The sequence below is a fragment of the Micromonospora sp. NPDC005237 genome (assembly GCF_040607775.1).
Lineage (GTDB): Bacteria > Actinomycetota > Actinomycetes > Mycobacteriales > Micromonosporaceae > Micromonospora.
The window spans coordinates 181788-200799 of sequence record NZ_JBEXHJ010000008.1; the positions used below are offsets into that span (position 1 = coordinate 181788).

A 19012-nucleotide genomic window follows, 5' to 3' on the forward strand; every position below is an offset into this window, starting at 1 on the left:
GGTTGTGGAAAACCACACAGGTCCATGTCGCGGACGACCGGGTCCGAAGCGCTCGCGGTGGCGCTGACCGCCACACCCCGGGCAGCAGGGTGTGGCGGTCAGGACGCACACTGGACAGCATGGATGACGAGCTGGCCATCTCCGTCCGAGGGCTGCGCAAGGCGTACGGCGACAACGTGGCGGTGGCGGGCGTGGATCTCGACGTCCACCGCGGTGAGGTGTTCGCGTTGCTCGGCCCGAACGGCGCCGGCAAGACCACCACCGTCGAGATCCTGGAGGGCTACCGGCGCCGCGATGCCGGCGAGGTGGCCGTGCTCGGCGCGGACCCGGCCCATCCCGACGCCGGCTGGCGCTCCCGCGTCGGCATCGTGCTGCAGGGCACCGGCGAGTTCGACGAGCTGACCGTGGCCGAGGTGGTCCGGCACTTCTCCGGCTTCTATCCGGACGCGGACGACCCGGACAAGGTCATCGAGCGGGTCGGGCTGGCCGGCAAGGCGAAGGCTCGTACGCACACCCTCTCCGGCGGGCAGAAGCGCCGCCTGGATGTGGCGCTGGGCATCATCGGCCGCCCTGAACTGCTCTTCCTCGACGAGCCGACCACCGGTTTCGACCCGGAGGCCCGCCGCGAGTTCTGGGAGCTGATCCGCGACCTCGCCGCGGCCGGCACCACGATCGTGCTCACCACCCACTATCTGGACGAGGCGGAGGCGCTCGCCGACCGGGTCGGTGTGATCGCTGGCGGCCGGCTGGTCGAGGTGGCCGCCCCGAACCGGCTGGGCAACCGGCAGGAGGCTCTGGCCACGGTCTCCTGGCGTACCCCGGAAGGGACGCTGGAGAGCGCGCAGAGCGCGACGCCGACGGCCCTGGTCGCCGACCTGGCCGCGCGCTACGGCGGCGAGGTCCCCGGCCTCACGGTGACCCGGCCGACCCTGGAGGACGTCTACCTCACGATGATCGGACACGCGCGATGACGACCACGACGAGAACGGCTACCCCGCCTGCCGCGCGCTCAGGCCGCCGGCTGGGCGCGGGCGCGCTGGCCCTGCGGCAGGGCCGGCTGGAGATCACCCAGTTCCTGCGCAGTCGGGAGTCCGTGGTCTTCACGATGGGCTTCCCCATCATCATGATCCTGATCTTCGCGTCGATCTTCCACGGGACGATCGGTGGCGGGGTCAAGTTCACCCAGTACTTCATCACCGGCATGATCGCGACCGGCCTGATGACGGTGAGCTTCCAGAACCTCGGCATCTGGATCCCGATCGAGCGGGACCGGGGGGTGCTCAAGCGCTACCGGGGCACACCGATGCCGAAGTGGGTCTGGTTCGCCGGCAAAGTGATCATGGTGGTGGCGATCGGCATCGCCGAGACGGCCCTGCTGCTGGCCTTCGCGGTGGCGCTGTTCGACCTCGACCTGCCCGGCACCGCCGCGAAGTGGTTCACCTTCGGCTGGGTCGCGATGCTCGGGGTGACCGCGTGCACCCTGTGTGGCATCGCCATCTCGTCGCTGGCCCGCACGGCCCGCAGCGGCTCGGCGGTGGTCACCCCGGTCGCCCTGGTGCTCCAGTTCATCTCCGGGGTGTTCTTCGTCTTCACCGACCTGCCCACCTGGATGCAGCAGGTGGCGGCGCTGTTCCCGCTCAAGTGGATGTGCCAGGGGCTGCGCGCGGTCTTCCTGCCCGAGAGCTTCGGCGCCCAGGAGCCGGGTGGGTCGTTCGAGCTGGGCCGGGTGGCGCTGGTGCTCGCCCTGTGGTGCGTGATCGGCCTGGTGCTCTGCCTGACCACCTTCCGCTGGACCACCAAGCGCGACGGCTGAGCGGTCGACCGGGGCGGGCAGCCGCCCCGGTCGTCGCGACTCAGTACGTGTAGAAACCCTTGCCGGTCTTGCGGCCCAGGTCGCCGGCGGTGACCATGCGCTGGAGCAGCTCCGGCGGGAAGAACTTCTCGTCCGCCGTGTCGGTGTAGATGTTCTTCGAGGCGTGCAGCAGCACGTCCACGCCGGTCAGGTCGGTGGTGGCCAGCGGGCCCATGGCGTGTCCGAAGCCCAACCGGCAGGCGGTGTCCAGATCCTCCGCCGACACCACGCCGGACTCGACCAGCTTGACCGCCTCCACCACCAGGGCGGAGATCAGCCGCGTGGTGACGAAGCCGGCGATGTCCCGGTTGACCACCACGACCGTCTTGCCGATCTCCTCGGCGAAGGCCCGCACGGTGGCCAGCGTGTCGTCGCTGGTCTTGTAGCCGCGCACCAGCTCACAGAGCTGCATCATCGGCACCGGTGAGAAGAAGTGGGTGCCGACGACGGCCTCGGGCCGCTCGGTGACCGCGGCGATCTGGGTGACCGGAATGGCCGACGTGTTGGTGGCGAGCACCGCGTCGGACTTGCAGATCTTGTCCAGCGCACGGAACACCTCGTGCTTGATTTCCAGCCGCTCGAAGACCGCCTCGACCACGATGTCCGCGTCCGCCGCCGCCTCCAGGTCGGTGGTCGGGGTGATCCGCGCCAGCGTCGCCTCGACGTCGGACGCCTCGATCTTGCCCTTCTCGGCGAACTTCTCCAGCGACTTCCGGATGCCGCCGAGCCCCCGGGTGGTGGCCGCGTCGTCCAGGTCGCGCAGCGTCACCTGCCAGCCCGCCTGCGCCGCCACCTGGGCGATGCCGGAGCCCATCAGCCCGGCCCCGACGACCGCGAGTCGACCCGCCATCTGCTTCTCCCTCGCTGCGATTGAGTGCCTGCCTGCACCCTAGTCTGCGAGCCTGAACGATGACTAAGGGCTCCAGTCGCCGTGGGCTATCCCATTCCGCGCTCGTGTGACGGATGCACGACTCCCGACAGCGAACAAAATCCCGCCTGGGTGCATCGAACCTTACGACAACCAACAAGTGGAATCACACAGGAGCTCATGATGCGCGCAACGTCCATGGTCGGAACCCTCACCTGCCTCCTGCTCGCAGCGGCGTGCTCGTCACCCGCACACCAGGGCGGCAACGCTGCGCCCGCAGGCTCGCCTGAGCCGACGACCAGCGCGGCCACCACCGGCACGCCCACCCCGTCCACCCCGTCCAGCCCGCCCCCGTCGTCCCCGTCGTCCGCCCGACCGCCAAGCGACCCGACCCGCGCGGCGTCGCTCGTCCTGGGCCCGGACGGCATCGGCTCGCTGAAGCTCGGCATGACCCGTCAGCAGGCCACCGGGACGGGACAGCTGCGGGCCTTCGGGAACAACGGGGGCGACTGCGCGCCGGCGCACCTGCGGGCCGCCCCGAGCGAGGACGGGGTCGTCCTCCTCTCGCCGACCCTGGGAATCGCCACCATCGACGCGTACGAGGGAATCAGGACGCCCGAGGGAGCGCGCATCGGCATGTCGAGCGCCGAGATGCTGCGGATCTACCCGACGTGGAAGGCAGCCGACGGAGACGCGACGAACGGTCGCGGCGTCGCGAAGACCCCCGGCAACAGCAAGGCCGTCTACCGCATCGGGACGAGGAACGGCAAAGTCACCCAGCTGACCCTCCAGTACGCGAACCAGAACTGCTACGAGTAGACGGACCCGAAACGGCCGGCCTGCGGCGCCAGCGCGCTGGACAACCGCAGGCCGGCCAGGATCTCGTCGGTCAGGTCCTCGTCACCGACCTGCTTGATCTGCAGGTAGACGCCACAGCCGCGCTGCGGCACGGCCAACACCACCTCGCTGAACGACACCGAAGCGCCACACGATGTCCACCGTCGTACCAACGCCCTGTCACCCCCCACGTTCACGGTCCGGTCGGGCTGCCGGACGCAGGAGGGGTGGCCGGGTAACGCCGGTTCCGGGTCGCCGGCGAGCAGCCCCCTGCTCGCGCCGACGAACACACCGGCCATCCCACTCGCCGGGTCCGGCCAGACGGCGAGGTTCGGGGCGACCACGAGACCCGGCGCCTGGCCAGCGGGAAGGCGCAGTACCGAAGGGTCCCAGCCGGCGTCCTTCACCTGGCCGGCCCAGCTCGCCGGCACCGCCACCGAAAGGGCACCGGAGGCGTCGTCCACGCGAACCCACCCGGACCGTGCCGGCAGCGTGGAACTGGAACCAGTCATCGCCAGCAGCGCGGTCAGTGCGACCCCGACGCCGACGACCCGCCCCACCTGCCGCACGAACCGGCCACGGCCCGCGTCCCGCTCCAACGACGCGATGACCCGGTGCAGCTCCTCGCGCATCACGGCAGCGGACGCCCAGCGTTGCCGCGGGTCGGGATGCAGCGCGCGGCGCACCAGGTCGTCCACTTCGGAGGGAATTCCGGGCCGAAGCTCGGATGGCCGGAGCAGGGTGCGCCCGGCCCGGCCCGAACGGCTACCGGTCGACCGTGCCGGCTCGGGCGGGCGGCCGGTCACCATGTGGTAGGTCGTCGCGCCGATCGCGTACACGTCGGCGCGGATGTCCAGACCACCACCGGCGGTGGCCTGCTCGGGTGGCATGTAGCCGGGTGTGCCAGCCGCGATGGTGAAGCCGGACGCGTTGGCGAGCGCCTTGGCCAGACCGAGGTCGGCGACGAGCACCCGATCCCGGTCCGCAGCCGGCTGGAACAACACATTGGACGGCTTGAGATCCCGGTGCAGCACGCCGGCCTCGTGCAGCACCGTGACGGCGCTGGCGATGTCGGCCGCGATGAGCAGGGCCTCCCGTACCGGCAGCGGCCCCGAGACGAGCCGATCGGCGAGGGTGCCACCAGCCGCGTACGGCATCACCAGGTACGGCCGTCCGTCCGGCAGCTCACCGACGTCGAGCACACGCACGAGCAGACTGGAATCCGTCCGCCGCATGATCCGCGCTTCCTGCTCGAACCGCTCCCGCAGATCAGCGTGGTACGACCAGTTGTCCGCCAGCACCTTGATCGCTACGGAAGCGTCCAGAGCATCGTCGGCGCCGAGCCACACGGTGGCGAACGCTCCGGAACCGATACGCCGTACAACGCGGTATCGACCGATCTTGCCGGGTACTGACACGCCCGTATTATGGCCGACAAGACGCTGAGGAACGGGGCCTGAGCTTGTCAGACGATCTTGCTATCGAGGATCTCGCCGGTCGTGCCGCAAGGGGCGACGCCGCCGCACTGGACATGTTGCTGGTCAGGATCGGCCCGCAGGTCATGCGGCAGTGCCTGCGCCTCCTTCCCTGCCGGCAGGATGCCGAAGAGGCGTGCCAGGATGCCCTCCTGCAGGTCGCCCGCAAGATCGACAGCTTCGCGGGCCGGTCGAAGTTCTCCACCTGGCTGCACATCGTCACGGCCAACTGCGCCCGGCAGACGTACCGCAGCCTCAAGCGCCGGGCCGACGAGCAGTCCACGCCACAGCTCCCGCTCGACGCCGCCGACCCGCGCACCACAAGCGTGATCGCGGGTTCCCGACTCGACCTGCTGGACGCGCTGGAACGACTGGAGGCGCACCGACCCGAACTGGTCGCCCCGCTGGTGCTGCGTGACCTGTGCCAGTTGACCTACGACCAGATCGCCGACCATCTCGCCATTCCGGTCGGCACCCTGAAGTCACGTATCCACGACGCACGACGGCACGTGCGTGCCTCGCTGCAGGCCACCTGACACCGCGCGACCCACAGCGTTCGCGGGTGCCGACCCGGTGGGACGCCGGCCAGGGCGTCAGATCTCCAGCGACGGCTCGTCCGGCGCGGTGCCCCGCTCCACCGCCACACCGAGCGCGCGCAGGTCGGCCACGAAATCCGGGTACCCCCGGTCGACGTGGTGCACGTGGGAGACCTCCGTGGGCCCGTCCGCGCAGAGGCCGGCGATGATCAGCCCGGCGCCGGCGCGGATGTCGGTGGCCCGTACCGGCGCTCCGGACAGCCGCTCCCGCCCCCGGACCACCGCGTGGTGCCCGTCGGTCTTGATGTCCGCGCCGAGCCGCATCATCTCGTTGGCGAACATGAACCGGCCGTCGAAGATGTTCTCCGTGATCAGGGAGGCGCCGTCGCTGACCGCGGCCAGCCCGATCGCCATGGGCAGCAGGTCGGTGGCGAAGCCGGGGTACGGCAGCGTCACCACGTCCACCGCGCGGGGCCGGTCGTCCATGCGTACCCGGAAGCCGTCACCGTGCGTCTCGACCAGGCCGCCGGCCGCGACGACCTTGTCCAGCGCGACCTCCAGGTAGGCCGGGTCCAGCCCGGTCACCGTCACGTCGCCGCGCGTCATCGCGGCGCCGAAGGCCCAGGTGCCGGCGACGATCCGGTCCCCCACTGTGGCGTGCCGCACCGGACGCAGGCCGGCCACGCCGGTGATCCGCAGGGTGGATGTGCCGGCGCCGGAGATCCGCGCGCCCATCTGATTGAGCATCGTGCAGATGTCGACGATCTCCGGCTCCCGGGCCGCGTTGTCGATCGTCGTGGTGCCCTGGGCCAGGACCGCCGCCATCACCAGGTTCTCGGTCGCGCCCACGCTGGGGAAGTCCAGCACGATGTCCGCGCCGCGCAGCCCGTGCGGGGCCTCGGCGACCACGAAGCCGTGCTCGCCGGAGATCTCCGCGCCCATCCGGGTCAGCCCGGAGATGTGCATGTCCAGGCCGCGCGAGCCGATCGCGTCGCCGCCGGGGTGGGCCACCCGCACGTACCCCCGACGGGCCAGCAGGGGGCCCAGCACGCAGATCGACGCGCGCAGCCGTCGGACCAGGTCGTAGTCGGCCTCCGCGCCGGGCTGCGCGGGTACGTCGATGGTCACCGAGCGGGACCGGGCGACCCCGCCGCGGGCCACCATGGGGTCAACGGGGTCGTCCGCGTCGAACCGGACGTCGCAGCCCAGCCGCCGCAGCACCTCCCCCATGATCGCGATGTCGGTGATCCGGGGAACATTGGTGATCACACTGCGGCCGGGGGCGAGCAGCGCGGCGGCCATCAACTTCAGCGCCGAGTTCTTGGCGCCGACGACGTGCACGGTGCCCGCCAGCCGGGCGGCACCGCAGACCCGGATGACGTCGACGTCGTTGACCGCCGGATCGCCGGCGTCGCCGGGACCCACCACCGCGGGCCAGCCGGCTGTCGCGTCCGGCCGTGCGGGGATCGTCAGGTCCGGTATCCGTAGGCTGTGCGTCATGGCCGTCCACCTCACGCGCATCTACACCAAGGCCGGCGACGCCGGCATGACCAGGCTGAGTAACAACGAGCAGGTCCCGAAGACCGATCCACGCATCGCCGCGTACGCGGATGTCGACGAGTGCAACGCGGCGATCGGTGTCGCGCTCGCTCTCGGCCAGCTCGACGAGGAACTGCGGGGCGTGCTGGCGTCGGTGCAGAACGACCTGTTCGACGTCGGCGCCGACCTGTCCACCCCGGTCGAGCCGGAGCCGAAGTACCCGCCGCTGCGGGTGACCGAGGAGTACGTCGAGCGCCTGGAGGGCTGGTGCGACGAGTACAACGCACGCCTGAGCAAGCTCGACTCCTTCATCCTCCCCGGCGGCACCGCGGGCGCGGCGCTGCTGCACGTGGCGCGGACCATCGCCCGGCGTGCCGAGCGGGCGGCGTGGGCGCTGGTCAGCCACGATCCGGACCGGACCAGCCCGCTCCCGGCAAAGTATCTCAACCGGCTCTCCGATCTGCTCTTTATCCTGTCAAGAACGGCAAATCCGGCGGGAGATGTGCTATGGGTGCCCGGCGGCAAGCGCTGAGGTCGGGCGCTGCGCGCGACGTCGAGGTGTGACTTCCCAATCTGATCGCCACCACGCCTCGCCGAGCCGACTCCTCAGCCCGGCCGCCCGACCAGCGCCTTGATCAACTCCGCTTCCTTGAAGTCGGGGTGTCCCGGCCACCAGGACACCCCGACATCAGGAAAGTCGAGCCGATCAACCCGCGAGGCAGGACGCGTCTCCATCGGTAACGGCAGCTGACAGAAGCCCGCGCCAGAACGACGGACAGTGCCCGACGAAGGGTTTCCGGGGGAGCCCGCCCGGCGCAGGGATCAAGCCTGACCGCCCGGAGCCGGGCGGGCTCCCCCGGAAACCCCAAGGGCGACCACGGACGAGCCTCAGGCAGCCGGCCAGTCCTGGGAGGCCATACGCGGCGAGACCGCCCCCGGAGGGGCGGCCTCGAGCCAGGAGAGGAAACCGGTCACGGTCGACCGCGCCATGGCGATCTCCACCGGTGCGTGGTGACTCGTACAGCGGAGGATCACCCAGTCGGCTGGCATGGAGAGCCGTTCCTGCCCTTCGGGCAATCGGCGGCGCTCGACCGCGAGATCCTTGCGGGAGAGGACCCGCTTGGGACGGAGCGCGAAGCTGAACATTCGATACCAGCGCAGCTCGTCACCGGCGAACCGACCGAAGCCGGGTGACCAGCCACGCCCGTCGAGCACGGTGGTGACCCGGACGCTGAGCCGGATGATGCCACCGCTGCAGGTCACGACGGCCCGCCGGACGAAGAGCACGAGAAGCGCGACGAGGATGACGGCGACGCCGATCCCGATGCCTTCGACGATCTCCATCCGCGGGGTGACTCAGCGGCTCTGCGCGGAAACCGGGGTCGCGCTCTCGGCCAGCACGGTGACGCCCTCGGCGCTCACCGAGAGGAAGCCACCGGCCACGTCGTAGGAGACCTGCTGACCGCCGGCCAGCTTGATGCGGACCTGGCCGGGCTCGGCGAGCTGGCCGAGCAGCGGCGCGTGCCCCGGCAGGACACCGAGCTCACCCTCGGTGGTCCGGGCGACGACCATCTCGGCCTCACCGGACCAGACCTTCTCCTCGACGGCGACGAGCTCGACGTGAAGCTGCTGTGCCACGCTGTCTCCTTGCTGCGGCGACGGATTGCCGAAAGTCTAGTCGTGACGACGAGCCACCCCCAACGCGGGTGGGGAGAGCTGCGCCACGCCTACTTCGTCTTGTTCTGGAATTCGGGGTGCTCGAGCAGGAACGGGTCCAGTTGTTCATTGTGCAGGGCGGTGAAGAAGTCCGGGACGCCCGCCTGGAACTGCTCACCCTTGTAGGTCTTGCCCTCGAAGACCGGACCGCCGGGGAGCTTGATCATCTGGATGGTGTTCGGGCGGATGTTCTTCAGGGCCAGCCCGAAGTCGACCACGCTGTTGCCCCGACCGTTGAAGATCAGCGACTGACCGGCGGCGCGAAGCACCTTGTCGAGCTTGATCGGGTTGGCGACCACGTCCGCGCTGAACGCCTGGCCGACCATCGCCTTGACGAACTGCTGCTGGTGGCGCTGCCGGCCGTAGTCGGCGTCCGGCACACCGTTCTTCGGGTAGCGCTGCCGGACGTAGTCCAGGGCCTGCCACCCGCTGAGGTGGTGGTTGCCCTTCTTGTAGATCGCCTGCGGGCCGACGTAGCCCTCGCCGCGCGTGTTGCCGGGCCGGGGCTTGCCGTCCGGCTGCTTGTGCTCGGACTTCACGTCCCGCTCGACGTACATGTCGACGCCGCCCATCGCGTCGACGATCTTCTGGAAGCCGGTGAAGTTGATGATCGCCCCGGCGTCGAACCGCTTGATGCCGGTCACGTTCTGCACGGTGGTGGCCAGCAACTCGAAGCCGCGCGCCGCGTCGGGGTTGCCGTCGGGCACCCGGCTGCCGAACGACATCGCTGCGTTGATCTTCGTCGTCTCGCCGGAGAAGTTGGCCTTCTTGAACGCCGGGATGTCGACGTAGAGGTCACGCGGCAGCGAGAAGAGGTAGGCCCGGTCCATCGACGCGGGCACGTGCAGCACCATGATCGAGTCGGCCAGCGGCGCCGCCGTCGGCGTACGCGGGTCGATGCCGACCAGCAGGAGGTTGAGCGGACCCTTGATCTCGCTCTTCTTCTCCTTGGCGCCGGCCGCCTGGTCACCGAAGAGGTCGGCCTTGCCGACGGCGCCCTCGTAGCGGGCCATCAACACCTCGGTGCCCACCAGCACCCCGCCGCTGAGCATGGTCAGCACCAGGCCGAACACGGTGCACACCTTGGCCCAGCGCGGCACGCCCCGCCAGATGGACGACTTGCGGCCACTCTTGCCGGCCTTACCCACGCGCATCTCCGTTCGTTACGCCCACGAAGAGGAGACGGGCGCACGTCGTCGAAAGGTTGCAGAAGTCAGCGCTCGTTCAGGTGAACGCGCGGACCGACCGTATCTCGCGCGCCGCCGGAGCGACGACCACGAGTAACGGACCGCGACGATGGTAAGGCGTCAAGATGAACAAAAGACTGCCCCGACATTGCCGGGGCAGTCTTTTGCGGTACGGATGAGCGGGCTGTCAGCCCTTCATCAGCTCCTCAGCCTTGCGCTCCAGGTCCTCGAGACCGCCGCACATGAAGAACGCCTGCTCGGGGAAGTGGTCGTACTCACCCTCGCTGATCTTGCGGAACGCCTCGATGGTCTCCTTGATCGGGACCGTCGAGCCCGGCACGCCGGTGAACTGCTCCGCCGCGTAGGTGTTCTGCGAGAGGAAGCGCTCGATCCGCCGCGCGCGCTGCACGGTGATCTTGTCTTCCTCGGAGAGCTCCTCGATACCGAGGATGGCGATGATGTCCTGCAGGTCGCGGTAGCGCTGCAGGATCCGCTTCACCTCGGTGGCGACCTGGAAGTGCTCCTGGCCGACGAACTCCGGGGCGAGGATCCGGGACGAGGACGCCAGCGGGTCCACGGCCGGGTAGATGCCCTTGTCGGAGATCGACCGCTCCAGGTTGGTGGTCGCGTCCAGGTGGGCGAACGTGGTGGCCGGAGCGGGGTCGGTGTAGTCGTCCGCCGGCACGTAGATCGCCTGCATGGAGGTGATGGCCTGGCCCCGGACGGAGGTGATCCGCTCCTGGAGCTCGCCCATCTCGTCGGCCAGGGTCGGCTGGTAACCCACGGCGCTCGGCATGCGGCCGAGCAGCGTGGAGACCTCGGAACCGGCCTGCGTGAAGCGGAAGATGTTGTCGATGAAGAGCAGCACCTCCTGCTTCTTCACGTCCCGGAAGTACTCCGCCATGGTCAGCGCGGAGAGCGCCACCCGCAGCCGGGTGCCCGGCGGCTCGTCCATCTGGCCGTAGACCAGCGCGGTCTTGTCGATGACGCCGGACTCGGTCATCTCGGCGATGAGGTCGTTGCCCTCACGGGTGCGCTCACCCACGCCGGCGAACACCGAGGTACCACCGAAGTTACGGGCGACACGGGTGATCATCTCCTGGATGAGCACCGTCTTGCCCACACCCGCGCCGCCGAACAGGCCGATCTTGCCGCCCTTGACGTACGGGGCGAGCAGGTCGATGACCTTGATGCCGGTCTCCAGCATCTCGGTCTTCGGCTCCAGGTCGGCGAAGGCCGGGGCCTTGCGGTGGATGCCCCACCGGTCGTCGGCCTGGATCGTCTCACCCTCGGTGAGGTTGAGGCACTCGCCGATCGCGTTGAAGACGTGGCCCTTGACGGCGTCGCCCACCGGAACGGTGATCGGCTCGCCGCGGTCGGTCACCTCCGCGCCGCGGACCAGGCCGTCGGTCGGCTGCATCGAGATCGCGCGGACCAGGTTGTCACCCAGGTGCTGGGCGACCTCCAGGGTCAGCGTCTTCTCACCGCCGGACAGGTTCACGTTGACGTTGAGCGCGTTGAACAGGGCCGGCATGGCGTCGCGCGGGAACTCGGCGTCGACGACCGGGCCGATGACCCGGACCACGCGACCCGTGGCCGTCTTGGTCTCTACTGGGGCAGTCATCACACTTCACTTCCCGACGCGGCCAGCGCGTTCGCGCCGCCGACGATCTCGCTGATCTCCTGGGTGATCCCGGCCTGGCGGGCCGAGTTCATCTCACGCGTGTACTTGTCGATCATGTCTTCGGCGTTGTCGGTGGCGCTCTTCATCGCCCGCCGACGCGACGCCGACTCACTCGCCGCCGACTCGATCAACGCCGCGTAGATCCGCGTGTTGATGTACCTCGGCAGGAGCGCGTCGAGCAGCGCCTCCGCCTCCGGCTCGAACTCGTACGCCGGCAGCAGCCCCTCGGAGCGCGGCCGGTCCTCCACCTGCATCGGACCGATCACCTTGGTGACCGGGGTCTGCGTCATCAGCGAGTGGAACTCGGTGTAGACGATGTGCAGCTCGTCGACGCCGAGCACCCCGTCCGCTCCGGAACCGCCGTCGACGTCGTCCGCACCGGCGGTGAACGCCTTGATCAGCGTCTCACCCACGGTACGGGCGTCCTCGAACGACGGCTGCTCGCTGAACCCCGTCCAGTTCGCCTCGATCGGCCGGTCGCGGAACCGGTAGAACCCGACACCCTTACGCCCGATGACGTAGAGCACCGGCTCCTTGCCGTCCGCCTTCAACCGTGCGATCAGCGACTCGGCCATCCTGATCGCGTTGGAGCTGTAACCGCCGGCCAGGCCACGGTCACTGGTGACCAGCAGGACGCCCGCCCGCCGCACCCGCTCGCGCGGGGTGAGCAGCGGGTGGTCGATCCGCGCGTTGGACGCCAGCGCCGTGAGCACACTGGTGATGGCCTGGGCGTACGGCAGGGACGCCTGCACCCGGGCCTGGGCCTTGGCGATCCGGCTCGTCGCCACGAGCTCCATCGCCTTGGTGATCTTCTTCATCGACTTCGCCGAGCGGATCCGTTGACGAAGAACGCGTACCTGGGCCGCCATCGGATCAGCTCTCGGCCGGGCGGTCGGTCGTGCCGTCGCGGAAGCGGGTGACCGTCTCGCGGTTCTCGTCACCCTCCAGCGGCGCGGCCGGCGCGTCGTTGACCTTGCGCTCGTCCTCCTTGCCGAGGAAGACCTGCTTGAACTCGGTGATCGCCGCGTCCAGCGAGCTGACGATGTCGTCGCCCCACTGGTTGTCGGCGATACCGGCCAGCACGCCCTCGTGCTTGTGCCGCAGGTACTGGAGGAACTCGGCCTCGAAGCGCCGGATCTCACCCACCGGGATGTCGTCCAGCTTGCCCTCGACGCCGGCCCAGACCGAGACGACCTCGTCCTGCACCGGGTACGGCGAGTAGTTCGGCTGCTTGAGCAGCTCGACCAGCCGGACACCACGGTCGAGCTGGGCCCGGGAGGCCCGGTCCAGGTCGGAGGCGAAGGCGGCGAACGCCTCCAGCTCGCGGTACTGGGCCAGGTTGAGCCGCAGCGAACCGGCGACCTTGCGCATCGGCTTCACCTGCGCGGCGCCACCGACCCGGGAGACCGAGGTGCCGACGTTGATCGCCGGACGGACGCCCTGGTTGAACAGGTCGGTCTCCAGGAAGATCTGGCCGTCGGTGATCGAGATGACGTTGGTCGGGATGAAGGCCGAGATGTCGTTGGCCTTCGTCTCGATGATCGGCAGGCCGGTCATCGAGCCGCCACCCAGCTCGTCGGAGAGCTTCGCGCAGCGCTCCAGCAGGCGGGAGTGCAGGTAGAAGACGTCACCCGGGTACGCCTCACGGCCCGGCGGGCGACGCAGCAGCAGCGACACGGCCCGGTACGCCTCGGCCTGCTTGCTCAGGTCGTCGAAGACGATCAGGACGTGCTTGCCGCCGTACATCCAGTGCTGCCCGATGGACGAGCCGGTGTACGGGGCCAGGTACTTGAAGCCGGCCGGGTCGGAGGCCGGCGAGGCGACGATGGTCGTGTACTCCATCGCGCCCGCCTCCTCCAGCTGCCCCTTGATCGAGGCGATCGTGGAGGCCTTCTGGCCGATGGCGACGTAGATGCAGCGGACCTGCTTCTTCGGGTCGCCGGTGCGCCAGTTGTCCCGCTGGTTGAGGATGGCGTCCAGGGCGACCGTGGTCTTGCCGGTCTTGCGGTCACCGATGATCAGCTGACGCTGACCCCGACCGATCGGGGTCATCGCGTCGATGGCCTTGATGCCGGTCTGCAGCGGCTCGAACACCGACTGGCGGGCCATCACGTTCGGAGCCTGCAGCTCCAGCTCGCGGAAGCCCTCGTTGGCGATGTCACCGAGCCCGTCGATGGGCTGGCCGAGCGCGTCGACCACACGGCCGAGGAAGGCGTCGCCGACCGGAACGGAGAGAACCCGCTCGGTGCGCTTGACGCGCTGCCCCTCCTCCAACTTGGCGGAGTCACCGAGAACGACGACACCGATTTCCCGGACGTCGAGGTTCAACGCCACGCCGAGCGTGCCGTCCTCGAACTCCAGGAGCTCGTTGGTCATGGTCGAGGGCAGGCCCTCGACGTGGGCGATACCGTCACCGGTGTCGGCGACGGTGCCGACCTCCTCGCGGGAGACGTCGGACGAGTAGGAAGAGACGTAGCGCTCCAGGGCGCCGCGGATCTCCTCCGTCGAGATGGTCAGCTCGGCCATCCTCTGCTTCCTTAAAATTCAGGGGCCCGGGATACCTAGTACCAACCGGTCCGAATGGCGTCTGTCAATCCGGGCGCTGAGCGGCGAAGCCACCCCAACGCTGGGCGGCGGAGCCGCTCAGCCGCTGGGCGGCGAAGCCGATCAGCGCTTCGCGAGCGCGTTGCGGGTCTCGTTGAGGCGGCGCAGGATCGTGCCGTCGTACAGGTCGGAGCCGACCCGCACGCTCACGCCACCCAGGACGTGGGGGTCCACCGTCTGCTTGACGGAGACCTCTCGACCGTATATCGCGGCGAGGCTCGCACCCAGTCGGCGCTCGTCGGAGTCACTCAAGGGGGCGGCGACGGTCACGTAGGCCACCTGCCGGTCCCGCCGCTCGGCGGCGAGCTCCACCAGCCGGGTGAGCGCCCCGATGAAGGAGCGTCCGCCGAACCCGCTCAGCGCCACCTCGACGAGGCGGACGGTGACCGGGTGGGCCTTGTCGGCGAGCAGCTCACGGGCCAGGGTGGCCCGCCGCTCGACCGGGGCGGCCGGGTCGGCCAACGCGTTGCTCAGCGCCGACTGACCCGTCACGACCTGACCGAAGCGGAACAGCTCGTCCTCGACCTCGCCCAGCTCGCCGGCGGAGTCGGCGCTGGCCAGCAGCGCCTCCACCCCCAGGCGCTCGGCGCCGTCGAGCAGCTCCGACGGTGCCGACCAGCGGCCGGACACCAGCACCACGAGCAGGTCGAGCGCGTCCGCGCCGATCCGCCCACCCAGCATGTCGCCGAGCAGAGCGCCGCGGTCCGTGCCGGAACGAGCCGGCTCGGACAGCGCGCGGCGCAGCCGCGGCTCACGCCGCAGCAGGGTCGCCACGGAGAGGATGGCGTCGGCGGTGGAGGCCACCGCCGACGGCTCCGCGCCGCGGACGTACGCGTCGAGGCGCTCGGCCGCGACCTTGTACGACTCCCGGCTGGCGGCCTGCATCAGCGGGCCCCCGTGCTCTCGAGGCCGCTCAGGAACCGGTCGACGGTGCCCTTACGTCGCGCCTCGTCGGCCAGCGACTCACCGACGATCTTGCTGGCCAGGTCCACCGCGATGGTGCCGACCTCCGCGCGCAGCTCGCGCACGATGGTGGCCCGCTCGGCGGCGAGTGCGTCCTTGCCCGCCTGGATGACCCGATCGGACTCTTCCCGCGCCTTGGCGAGGATGTCCTGCCGGATCCCCTCGGCGTCGGCCCGCGCGTCGTCACGGATCTTCGCGGCGTCGGTGCGGGCCTCAGCGAGCTGGGCCCGGTACTGCTCGAGCAGCTGGTTCGCCTCGGCCTGGGCGGCCTCGGCGCGCTTGATGCCGCCCTCGATCGCGTCGACCCGAGCCTGGAACGTCTGCTCCATCCGCGGGAAGACGAACTTCATCAGCACGAAGCAGAGCACGGCGAAGGCGATCGTGCCGACCACGATCTCCTGCCCGATCGGAATGATCGGGTTGTGGCTGGACTCACCACCCTCAGCGGCAAGGTTGAACATGGTGACCTCCCGGTCGAGGGGCGGGTACTACTTGGCCCAGATGAAGCCGAAGGCGATGCCGAACAGCGCGAGCGCCTCGATGACGGCGAAGCCGATCCAGACGTACGGCAGGGTCATCCGGGACGACTCCGGCTGCCGGGCGGTCGACTGGATGTAGGCGGCGAAGACCAGGCCGACGCCGATGCCCGGGCCGATGGCCGCGAGACCGTAGCCGATGGCGGCGGTGCTGCCATTTACCGCGGCGAGAACGTCCATTAGTGGTTCCTCCTGGTTATCACGCGTGACTCTCACGCGGGACGACAACGGTTGGTGCGTGGATCAGTGCGCTTCGGCGAGCGCGCCCTGGATGTAGCTGGCGCTCAGCACCGTGAAGACGTAGGCCTGCAGGACGATGACCAGTGCCTCGAGCAGGGTCAGCGCCACGGTCATCACCCAGGAGACCACCGAGACCGGTGCCAGCCAGGCGTTGGCGTTGAGCATCGCGAAGCCGCCGAGCGTGAAGACCAGCAGGAGCATGTGGCCGGCGAACATGTTCGCGAAGAGACGGACGGCCAGCGAGAACGGCCGGATGATGAAGGTCGAGAACGCCTCGATCGGAATCAGCAGCGGCAGGATGTACCAGGGTGCCGGCGGGATCAGGGCGTGCTTGAAGTATTTGCCGAACCCGTGGTGCCGGATGCCGATGTAGTTGAACAGCACGTAGCTGATCACCGCGAGGATCGCCGGGAAGGCGATGTGCGAGTTCGGTGAGATCTGGAACAACGGGATGATCGCGAACGCGTTCGTCACCAGCACGAAGCAGAACAGCGTGGTGAAGTACGGAGCGAACCGCACACCCTGGTGACCGATCATGTCGACCGAGATGTTGTTGCGCACGAAGCCGTAGATCGACTCGGCGAACCACTGCTTCTTGGTCGGGACCAGCTTCGGGTTCCGGTAGGTAGCCAGGAAGAAGATGATCAGCACACCGACCGCGATCCAGATCATCAAGGTGAACTTGGTGACCCAGTACGAGTCGTGTGCACCCCAGGGCAGGATGCTGGGCAGGTAGAAGTCCTCCACACTGGGTGGGAATTCCGCCTGGCCCGCTGCCAGGACGTTCGCCTGTCCGAACACCGCGTCCCTTCCTAAGTAGGCGTGCCGAGTCGGCGGATGACCAGGATGACTCCCCCGGCCATGCCGAGCACGAAGCCGATCCCGGTGGCGACGCCACCGGTGTCGAGCCACTGGTCGACCAGCCAGCCGATGAAACCCCACACGAGCATGCCTCCGACGAGGTAGCTGAGCGCGGTCCAACCCTGACCGGCGCCGGACGGATAGTCGTCCGGTTCACCGGCGGGGCGGGGGGTTTGGTCATCAGCCATGACGGGGCGAACGATATCAGCCGGGAAGACGAGGCTGTGCCTCACCCCCCGCACAACCATCGTTGTGTGGGCATCTCGTGGGCGCCGTCGTCTGTGGGCACGCTACTCCCCTTCCGCCCGTCGGAAAATGACCGGAGGCCGACACATTGCGGCGCGTCCGCTGGTTGGGACGGCGGGCCGGCCGATCGCCGGGTCAGTCCCGTGGCCGGCGGGCGTACACCCTGGTCAGCCACCAGAGGTGCACCGCTGTCCACACTGCCACCCCGGCGACGATGCCGAGGCAAAGAGGAATCAACCCGGGCCAGCCGGTTGCGGCCACCGCCACCAGCACGACACCCAACAGGGTGAACTTCAGCACGTACAGACCCACGCCGAGCGGCAGCAGCAGCTGCGGGTTGACCTGGTCGGCCCGGGCCAGCACCACCGTGGTCAGCGTGTAGCTGAGCACCGTGACGCCCACCCCGACCGCCGCGCCGAACGCCGCCGTCGCGCCGCCGGTCACCGCACCGACGACAGCCGCGACCACGGCCAGCGCCAGCGACGCGCCCAGCAGCACCGGCAGGTGCCGCAACCGCCACCGCCGGTCGGCGGCGGGCTCGAGCACCCCGGGCTCAGCCACGGGGGTACGCCGGGAAGGCCGCGGCCAGCTCGGCCACCTCGGCGCCGAGCCGGGTCAGCGCGTCGGCGCCACCCGGTGCGCCCGGGTCCGTGCGCACCGCGCGGGCGATCAGGGCGGCCACCTGCCGCAGCTCACCCTCGCGCATCCCCTGGGTGGTGACGCTCGGCGTGCCCACCCGGATGCCGGAGGCCACCAGCGGCGGCTGCGGGTCGTACGGGATGGCGTTCTTGTTGAGCGTGATCGCGGCGGCGTCGCACCGGGCCTCGGCCTCCGCGCCGGTCACCCCCAGCTCCCGCAGGTCGATCAGGGCCAGGTGGGTGTCGGTGCCGCCGGACACCGGGCGCATCCCCTCGTCGGCCAGCCCGGCCGCGAGGGCCTGGGCGTTGCTGACCACCTGGCGGGCGTACGTCTGGAACTCGGGCTGGGCGGCCTCGCGCAGCGCGACCGCCTTGGCCGCCACCGCGTGCATGAGCGGGCCGCCCTGGGTGAACGGGAAGACCGCCTTGTCGATCCGCTGGGCCAGCGACTCGCGGCAGAGGATCATGCCGCCGCGCGGGCCCCGGAGCACCTTGTGGGTGGTCGCGCAGACGACGTCGGCGTACGGCACCGGGGACGGAATGGCCCGGCCGGCGACCAGGCCGATGAAGTGCGCGGCGTCCACCATCAGGTACGCGCCGACCTCGTCGGCGATCTCCCGGAACCGGGCGAAGTCGATCAGCCGGGAGTACGCGGTCGCGCCACAGATGATCAGCTTGGGCCGGTGCGCCCGGGCCAGGTCGCGTACCTCGTCGTAGTCGATCAGCTCGGTGTCCGGGCGAACCGGGTAACCGACCGGGTGGAACCACTTGCCGGAGAAGTTCACCCGGCTGCCGTGGGTGAGGTGCCCGCCGTGCGGCAGGTCCATCGCCAGCACCGTGTCCCCCGGCTGCACCAGCGCGGCGTAAGCGGCCAGGTTGGCGCTCGCCCCCGAGTGCGGCTGGAGGTTGGCGTGCTCGGCCCCGAACAGCTCCTTGGCGCGGGCGATGCCGATCTCCTCGGCCCGGTCCACCTCGGCGCAGCCGCCGTAGTAGCGCCGGCCCGGGTAGCCCTCGGCGTACTTGTTGGTCAGCGTCGAGCCGAGCGCGGCCAGCACCGCCGGCGAGGTCAGGTTCTCGCTGGCGATGAGCTGCAGGCCACCGCGCAACCGGTCCAGCTCGCCGAGGACCACCCCGGCGATCTCCGGATCAGTGGCCCTGAGCTGCGCGAAATCCGGCCCCCAGAAGGTGCTCGTCTCGGTCTCCACAGCGAACGAGTCTAGGGGGCCGCAG

The 19012-nt window shown here is 69.6% G+C and carries 21 protein-coding genes; 5 read left to right on the forward strand and 16 right to left on the reverse strand.

What is annotated here, in order from left to right:
- Positions 1-119 precede the first annotated feature (119 nt).
- Positions 120-971: an ABC transporter ATP-binding protein gene (locus ABZT87_RS22745; RefSeq protein ID WP_355137938.1), complete on the forward strand. Its 852-nt coding sequence runs from the start codon at positions 120-122 to the stop codon at positions 969-971.
- The gene (locus ABZT87_RS22750) at positions 968-1813 is read left to right on the forward strand and encodes an ABC transporter permease (RefSeq protein ID WP_355137940.1); all 846 of its coding nucleotides are present in this window, start codon (positions 968-970) and stop codon (positions 1811-1813) included. Before ABZT87_RS22745 ends, ABZT87_RS22750 begins: the two co-directional genes overlap by 4 nt.
- A 40-nt stretch (positions 1814-1853) precedes the next feature.
- Here ABZT87_RS22750 and ABZT87_RS22755 read toward each other — a convergent pair whose 3' ends face one another.
- Positions 1854-2702, reverse strand: a complete 849-nt coding sequence (locus ABZT87_RS22755; RefSeq protein WP_354863111.1) for a 3-hydroxyacyl-CoA dehydrogenase family protein — start codon at positions 2700-2702, stop codon at positions 1854-1856.
- Between the two features lie 201 nt (positions 2703-2903).
- Between ABZT87_RS22755 and ABZT87_RS22760 the strand changes: the two genes are divergently transcribed.
- A complete protein-coding gene (locus tag ABZT87_RS22760; protein WP_355063545.1) occupies positions 2904-3539 on the forward strand; it encodes a hypothetical protein in 636 nt (211 codons plus the stop codon).
- Here ABZT87_RS22760 and ABZT87_RS22765 read toward each other — a convergent pair.
- Positions 3530-4975, reverse strand: a complete 1446-nt coding sequence (locus tag ABZT87_RS22765) for a serine/threonine-protein kinase (protein ID WP_355137942.1) — start codon at positions 4973-4975, stop codon at positions 3530-3532. The genes ABZT87_RS22760 and ABZT87_RS22765 overlap by 10 nt on opposite strands.
- Positions 4976-5019: 44 nt before the next feature.
- On the opposite strand from ABZT87_RS22765, the gene ABZT87_RS22770 reads away from it, so the two are divergent.
- Positions 5020-5568: an RNA polymerase sigma factor gene (locus tag ABZT87_RS22770; protein ID WP_354862456.1), complete on the forward strand. Its 549-nt coding sequence runs from the start codon at positions 5020-5022 to the stop codon at positions 5566-5568.
- A 57-nt stretch (positions 5569-5625) separates the two neighbouring features.
- On the opposite strand, the gene murA is transcribed toward ABZT87_RS22770, so the two are convergent.
- Positions 5626-7068, reverse strand: coding sequence for a UDP-N-acetylglucosamine 1-carboxyvinyltransferase (murA, locus tag ABZT87_RS22775; RefSeq protein WP_355137944.1), 1443 nt, complete (start codon positions 7066-7068; stop codon positions 5626-5628).
- On the opposite strand from murA, the gene ABZT87_RS22780 reads away from it, so the two are divergent.
- Entirely contained in the window at positions 7067-7639 is a 573-nt protein-coding gene (locus tag ABZT87_RS22780) for a cob(I)yrinic acid a,c-diamide adenosyltransferase (RefSeq protein ID WP_354862458.1), read from the forward strand. The two genes, murA and ABZT87_RS22780, sit on opposite strands and share 2 nt — an antisense overlap.
- Before the next feature lie 356 nt (positions 7640-7995).
- Here the strand turns inward: ABZT87_RS22780 and ABZT87_RS22785 are convergent, their stop codons facing one another.
- The 13 genes from ABZT87_RS22785 to glyA form a co-directional block, all read right to left on the reverse strand.
- Positions 7996-8451 (reverse strand): DUF2550 domain-containing protein, encoded by a 456-nt coding sequence (locus tag ABZT87_RS22785; RefSeq protein WP_354862460.1) that lies wholly within the window; start codon positions 8449-8451, stop codon positions 7996-7998.
- Positions 8452-8463: 12 nt separating this feature from the next.
- Positions 8464-8745 carry a F0F1 ATP synthase subunit epsilon gene (locus ABZT87_RS22790; RefSeq protein WP_354862462.1) on the reverse strand — a complete coding sequence of 94 codons (282 nt, stop codon included), beginning with the start codon at positions 8743-8745 and terminating at the stop codon, positions 8464-8466.
- A gap of 89 nt (positions 8746-8834) precedes the next feature.
- Positions 8835-9977 carry an LCP family protein gene (locus ABZT87_RS22795; RefSeq protein ID WP_354862464.1) on the reverse strand — a complete coding sequence of 381 codons (1143 nt, stop codon included), beginning with the start codon at positions 9975-9977 and terminating at the stop codon, positions 8835-8837.
- Between the two features lie 220 nt (positions 9978-10197).
- Positions 10198-11634, reverse strand: coding sequence for a F0F1 ATP synthase subunit beta (gene atpD, locus ABZT87_RS22800; protein ID WP_354862466.1), 1437 nt, complete (start codon positions 11632-11634; stop codon positions 10198-10200).
- Complete coding sequence (locus ABZT87_RS22805; RefSeq protein WP_354862468.1) at positions 11634-12563, reverse strand: F0F1 ATP synthase subunit gamma; 930 nt, start codon at positions 12561-12563, stop codon at positions 11634-11636. The genes atpD and ABZT87_RS22805 overlap by 1 nt, the downstream gene beginning before the upstream one ends.
- A gap of 4 nt (positions 12564-12567) precedes the next feature.
- Positions 12568-14220, reverse strand: coding sequence for a F0F1 ATP synthase subunit alpha (atpA, locus tag ABZT87_RS22810; RefSeq protein WP_354862470.1), 1653 nt, complete (start codon positions 14218-14220; stop codon positions 12568-12570).
- A 141-nt stretch (positions 14221-14361) separates the two neighbouring features.
- Positions 14362-15183: a F0F1 ATP synthase subunit delta gene (locus ABZT87_RS22815; RefSeq protein WP_355137946.1), complete on the reverse strand. Its 822-nt coding sequence runs from the start codon at positions 15181-15183 to the stop codon at positions 14362-14364.
- Positions 15183-15722, reverse strand: a complete 540-nt coding sequence (locus ABZT87_RS22820) for a F0F1 ATP synthase subunit B (protein WP_354861498.1) — start codon at positions 15720-15722, stop codon at positions 15183-15185. The genes ABZT87_RS22815 and ABZT87_RS22820 overlap by 1 nt, the downstream gene beginning before the upstream one ends.
- Before the next feature lie 27 nt (positions 15723-15749).
- Positions 15750-15977, reverse strand: a complete 228-nt coding sequence (locus ABZT87_RS22825) for an ATP synthase F0 subunit C (RefSeq protein WP_007464523.1) — start codon at positions 15975-15977, stop codon at positions 15750-15752.
- A gap of 63 nt (positions 15978-16040) precedes the next feature.
- Positions 16041-16838 carry a F0F1 ATP synthase subunit A gene (gene atpB, locus ABZT87_RS22830; RefSeq protein ID WP_355137948.1) on the reverse strand — a complete coding sequence of 266 codons (798 nt, stop codon included), beginning with the start codon at positions 16836-16838 and terminating at the stop codon, positions 16041-16043.
- A gap of 11 nt (positions 16839-16849) precedes the next feature.
- Positions 16850-17086: an AtpZ/AtpI family protein gene (locus tag ABZT87_RS22835; RefSeq protein ID WP_266245732.1), complete on the reverse strand. Its 237-nt coding sequence runs from the start codon at positions 17084-17086 to the stop codon at positions 16850-16852.
- A 193-nt stretch (positions 17087-17279) separates the two neighbouring features.
- Positions 17280-17705, reverse strand: coding sequence for a hypothetical protein (locus ABZT87_RS22840; protein ID WP_354861496.1), 426 nt, complete (start codon positions 17703-17705; stop codon positions 17280-17282).
- Positions 17698-18987 carry a serine hydroxymethyltransferase gene (gene glyA, locus ABZT87_RS22845; RefSeq protein ID WP_355137950.1) on the reverse strand — a complete coding sequence of 430 codons (1290 nt, stop codon included), beginning with the start codon at positions 18985-18987 and terminating at the stop codon, positions 17698-17700. The genes ABZT87_RS22840 and glyA overlap by 8 nt, the downstream gene beginning before the upstream one ends.
- Between the last annotated feature and the right edge of the window lie 25 nt (positions 18988-19012).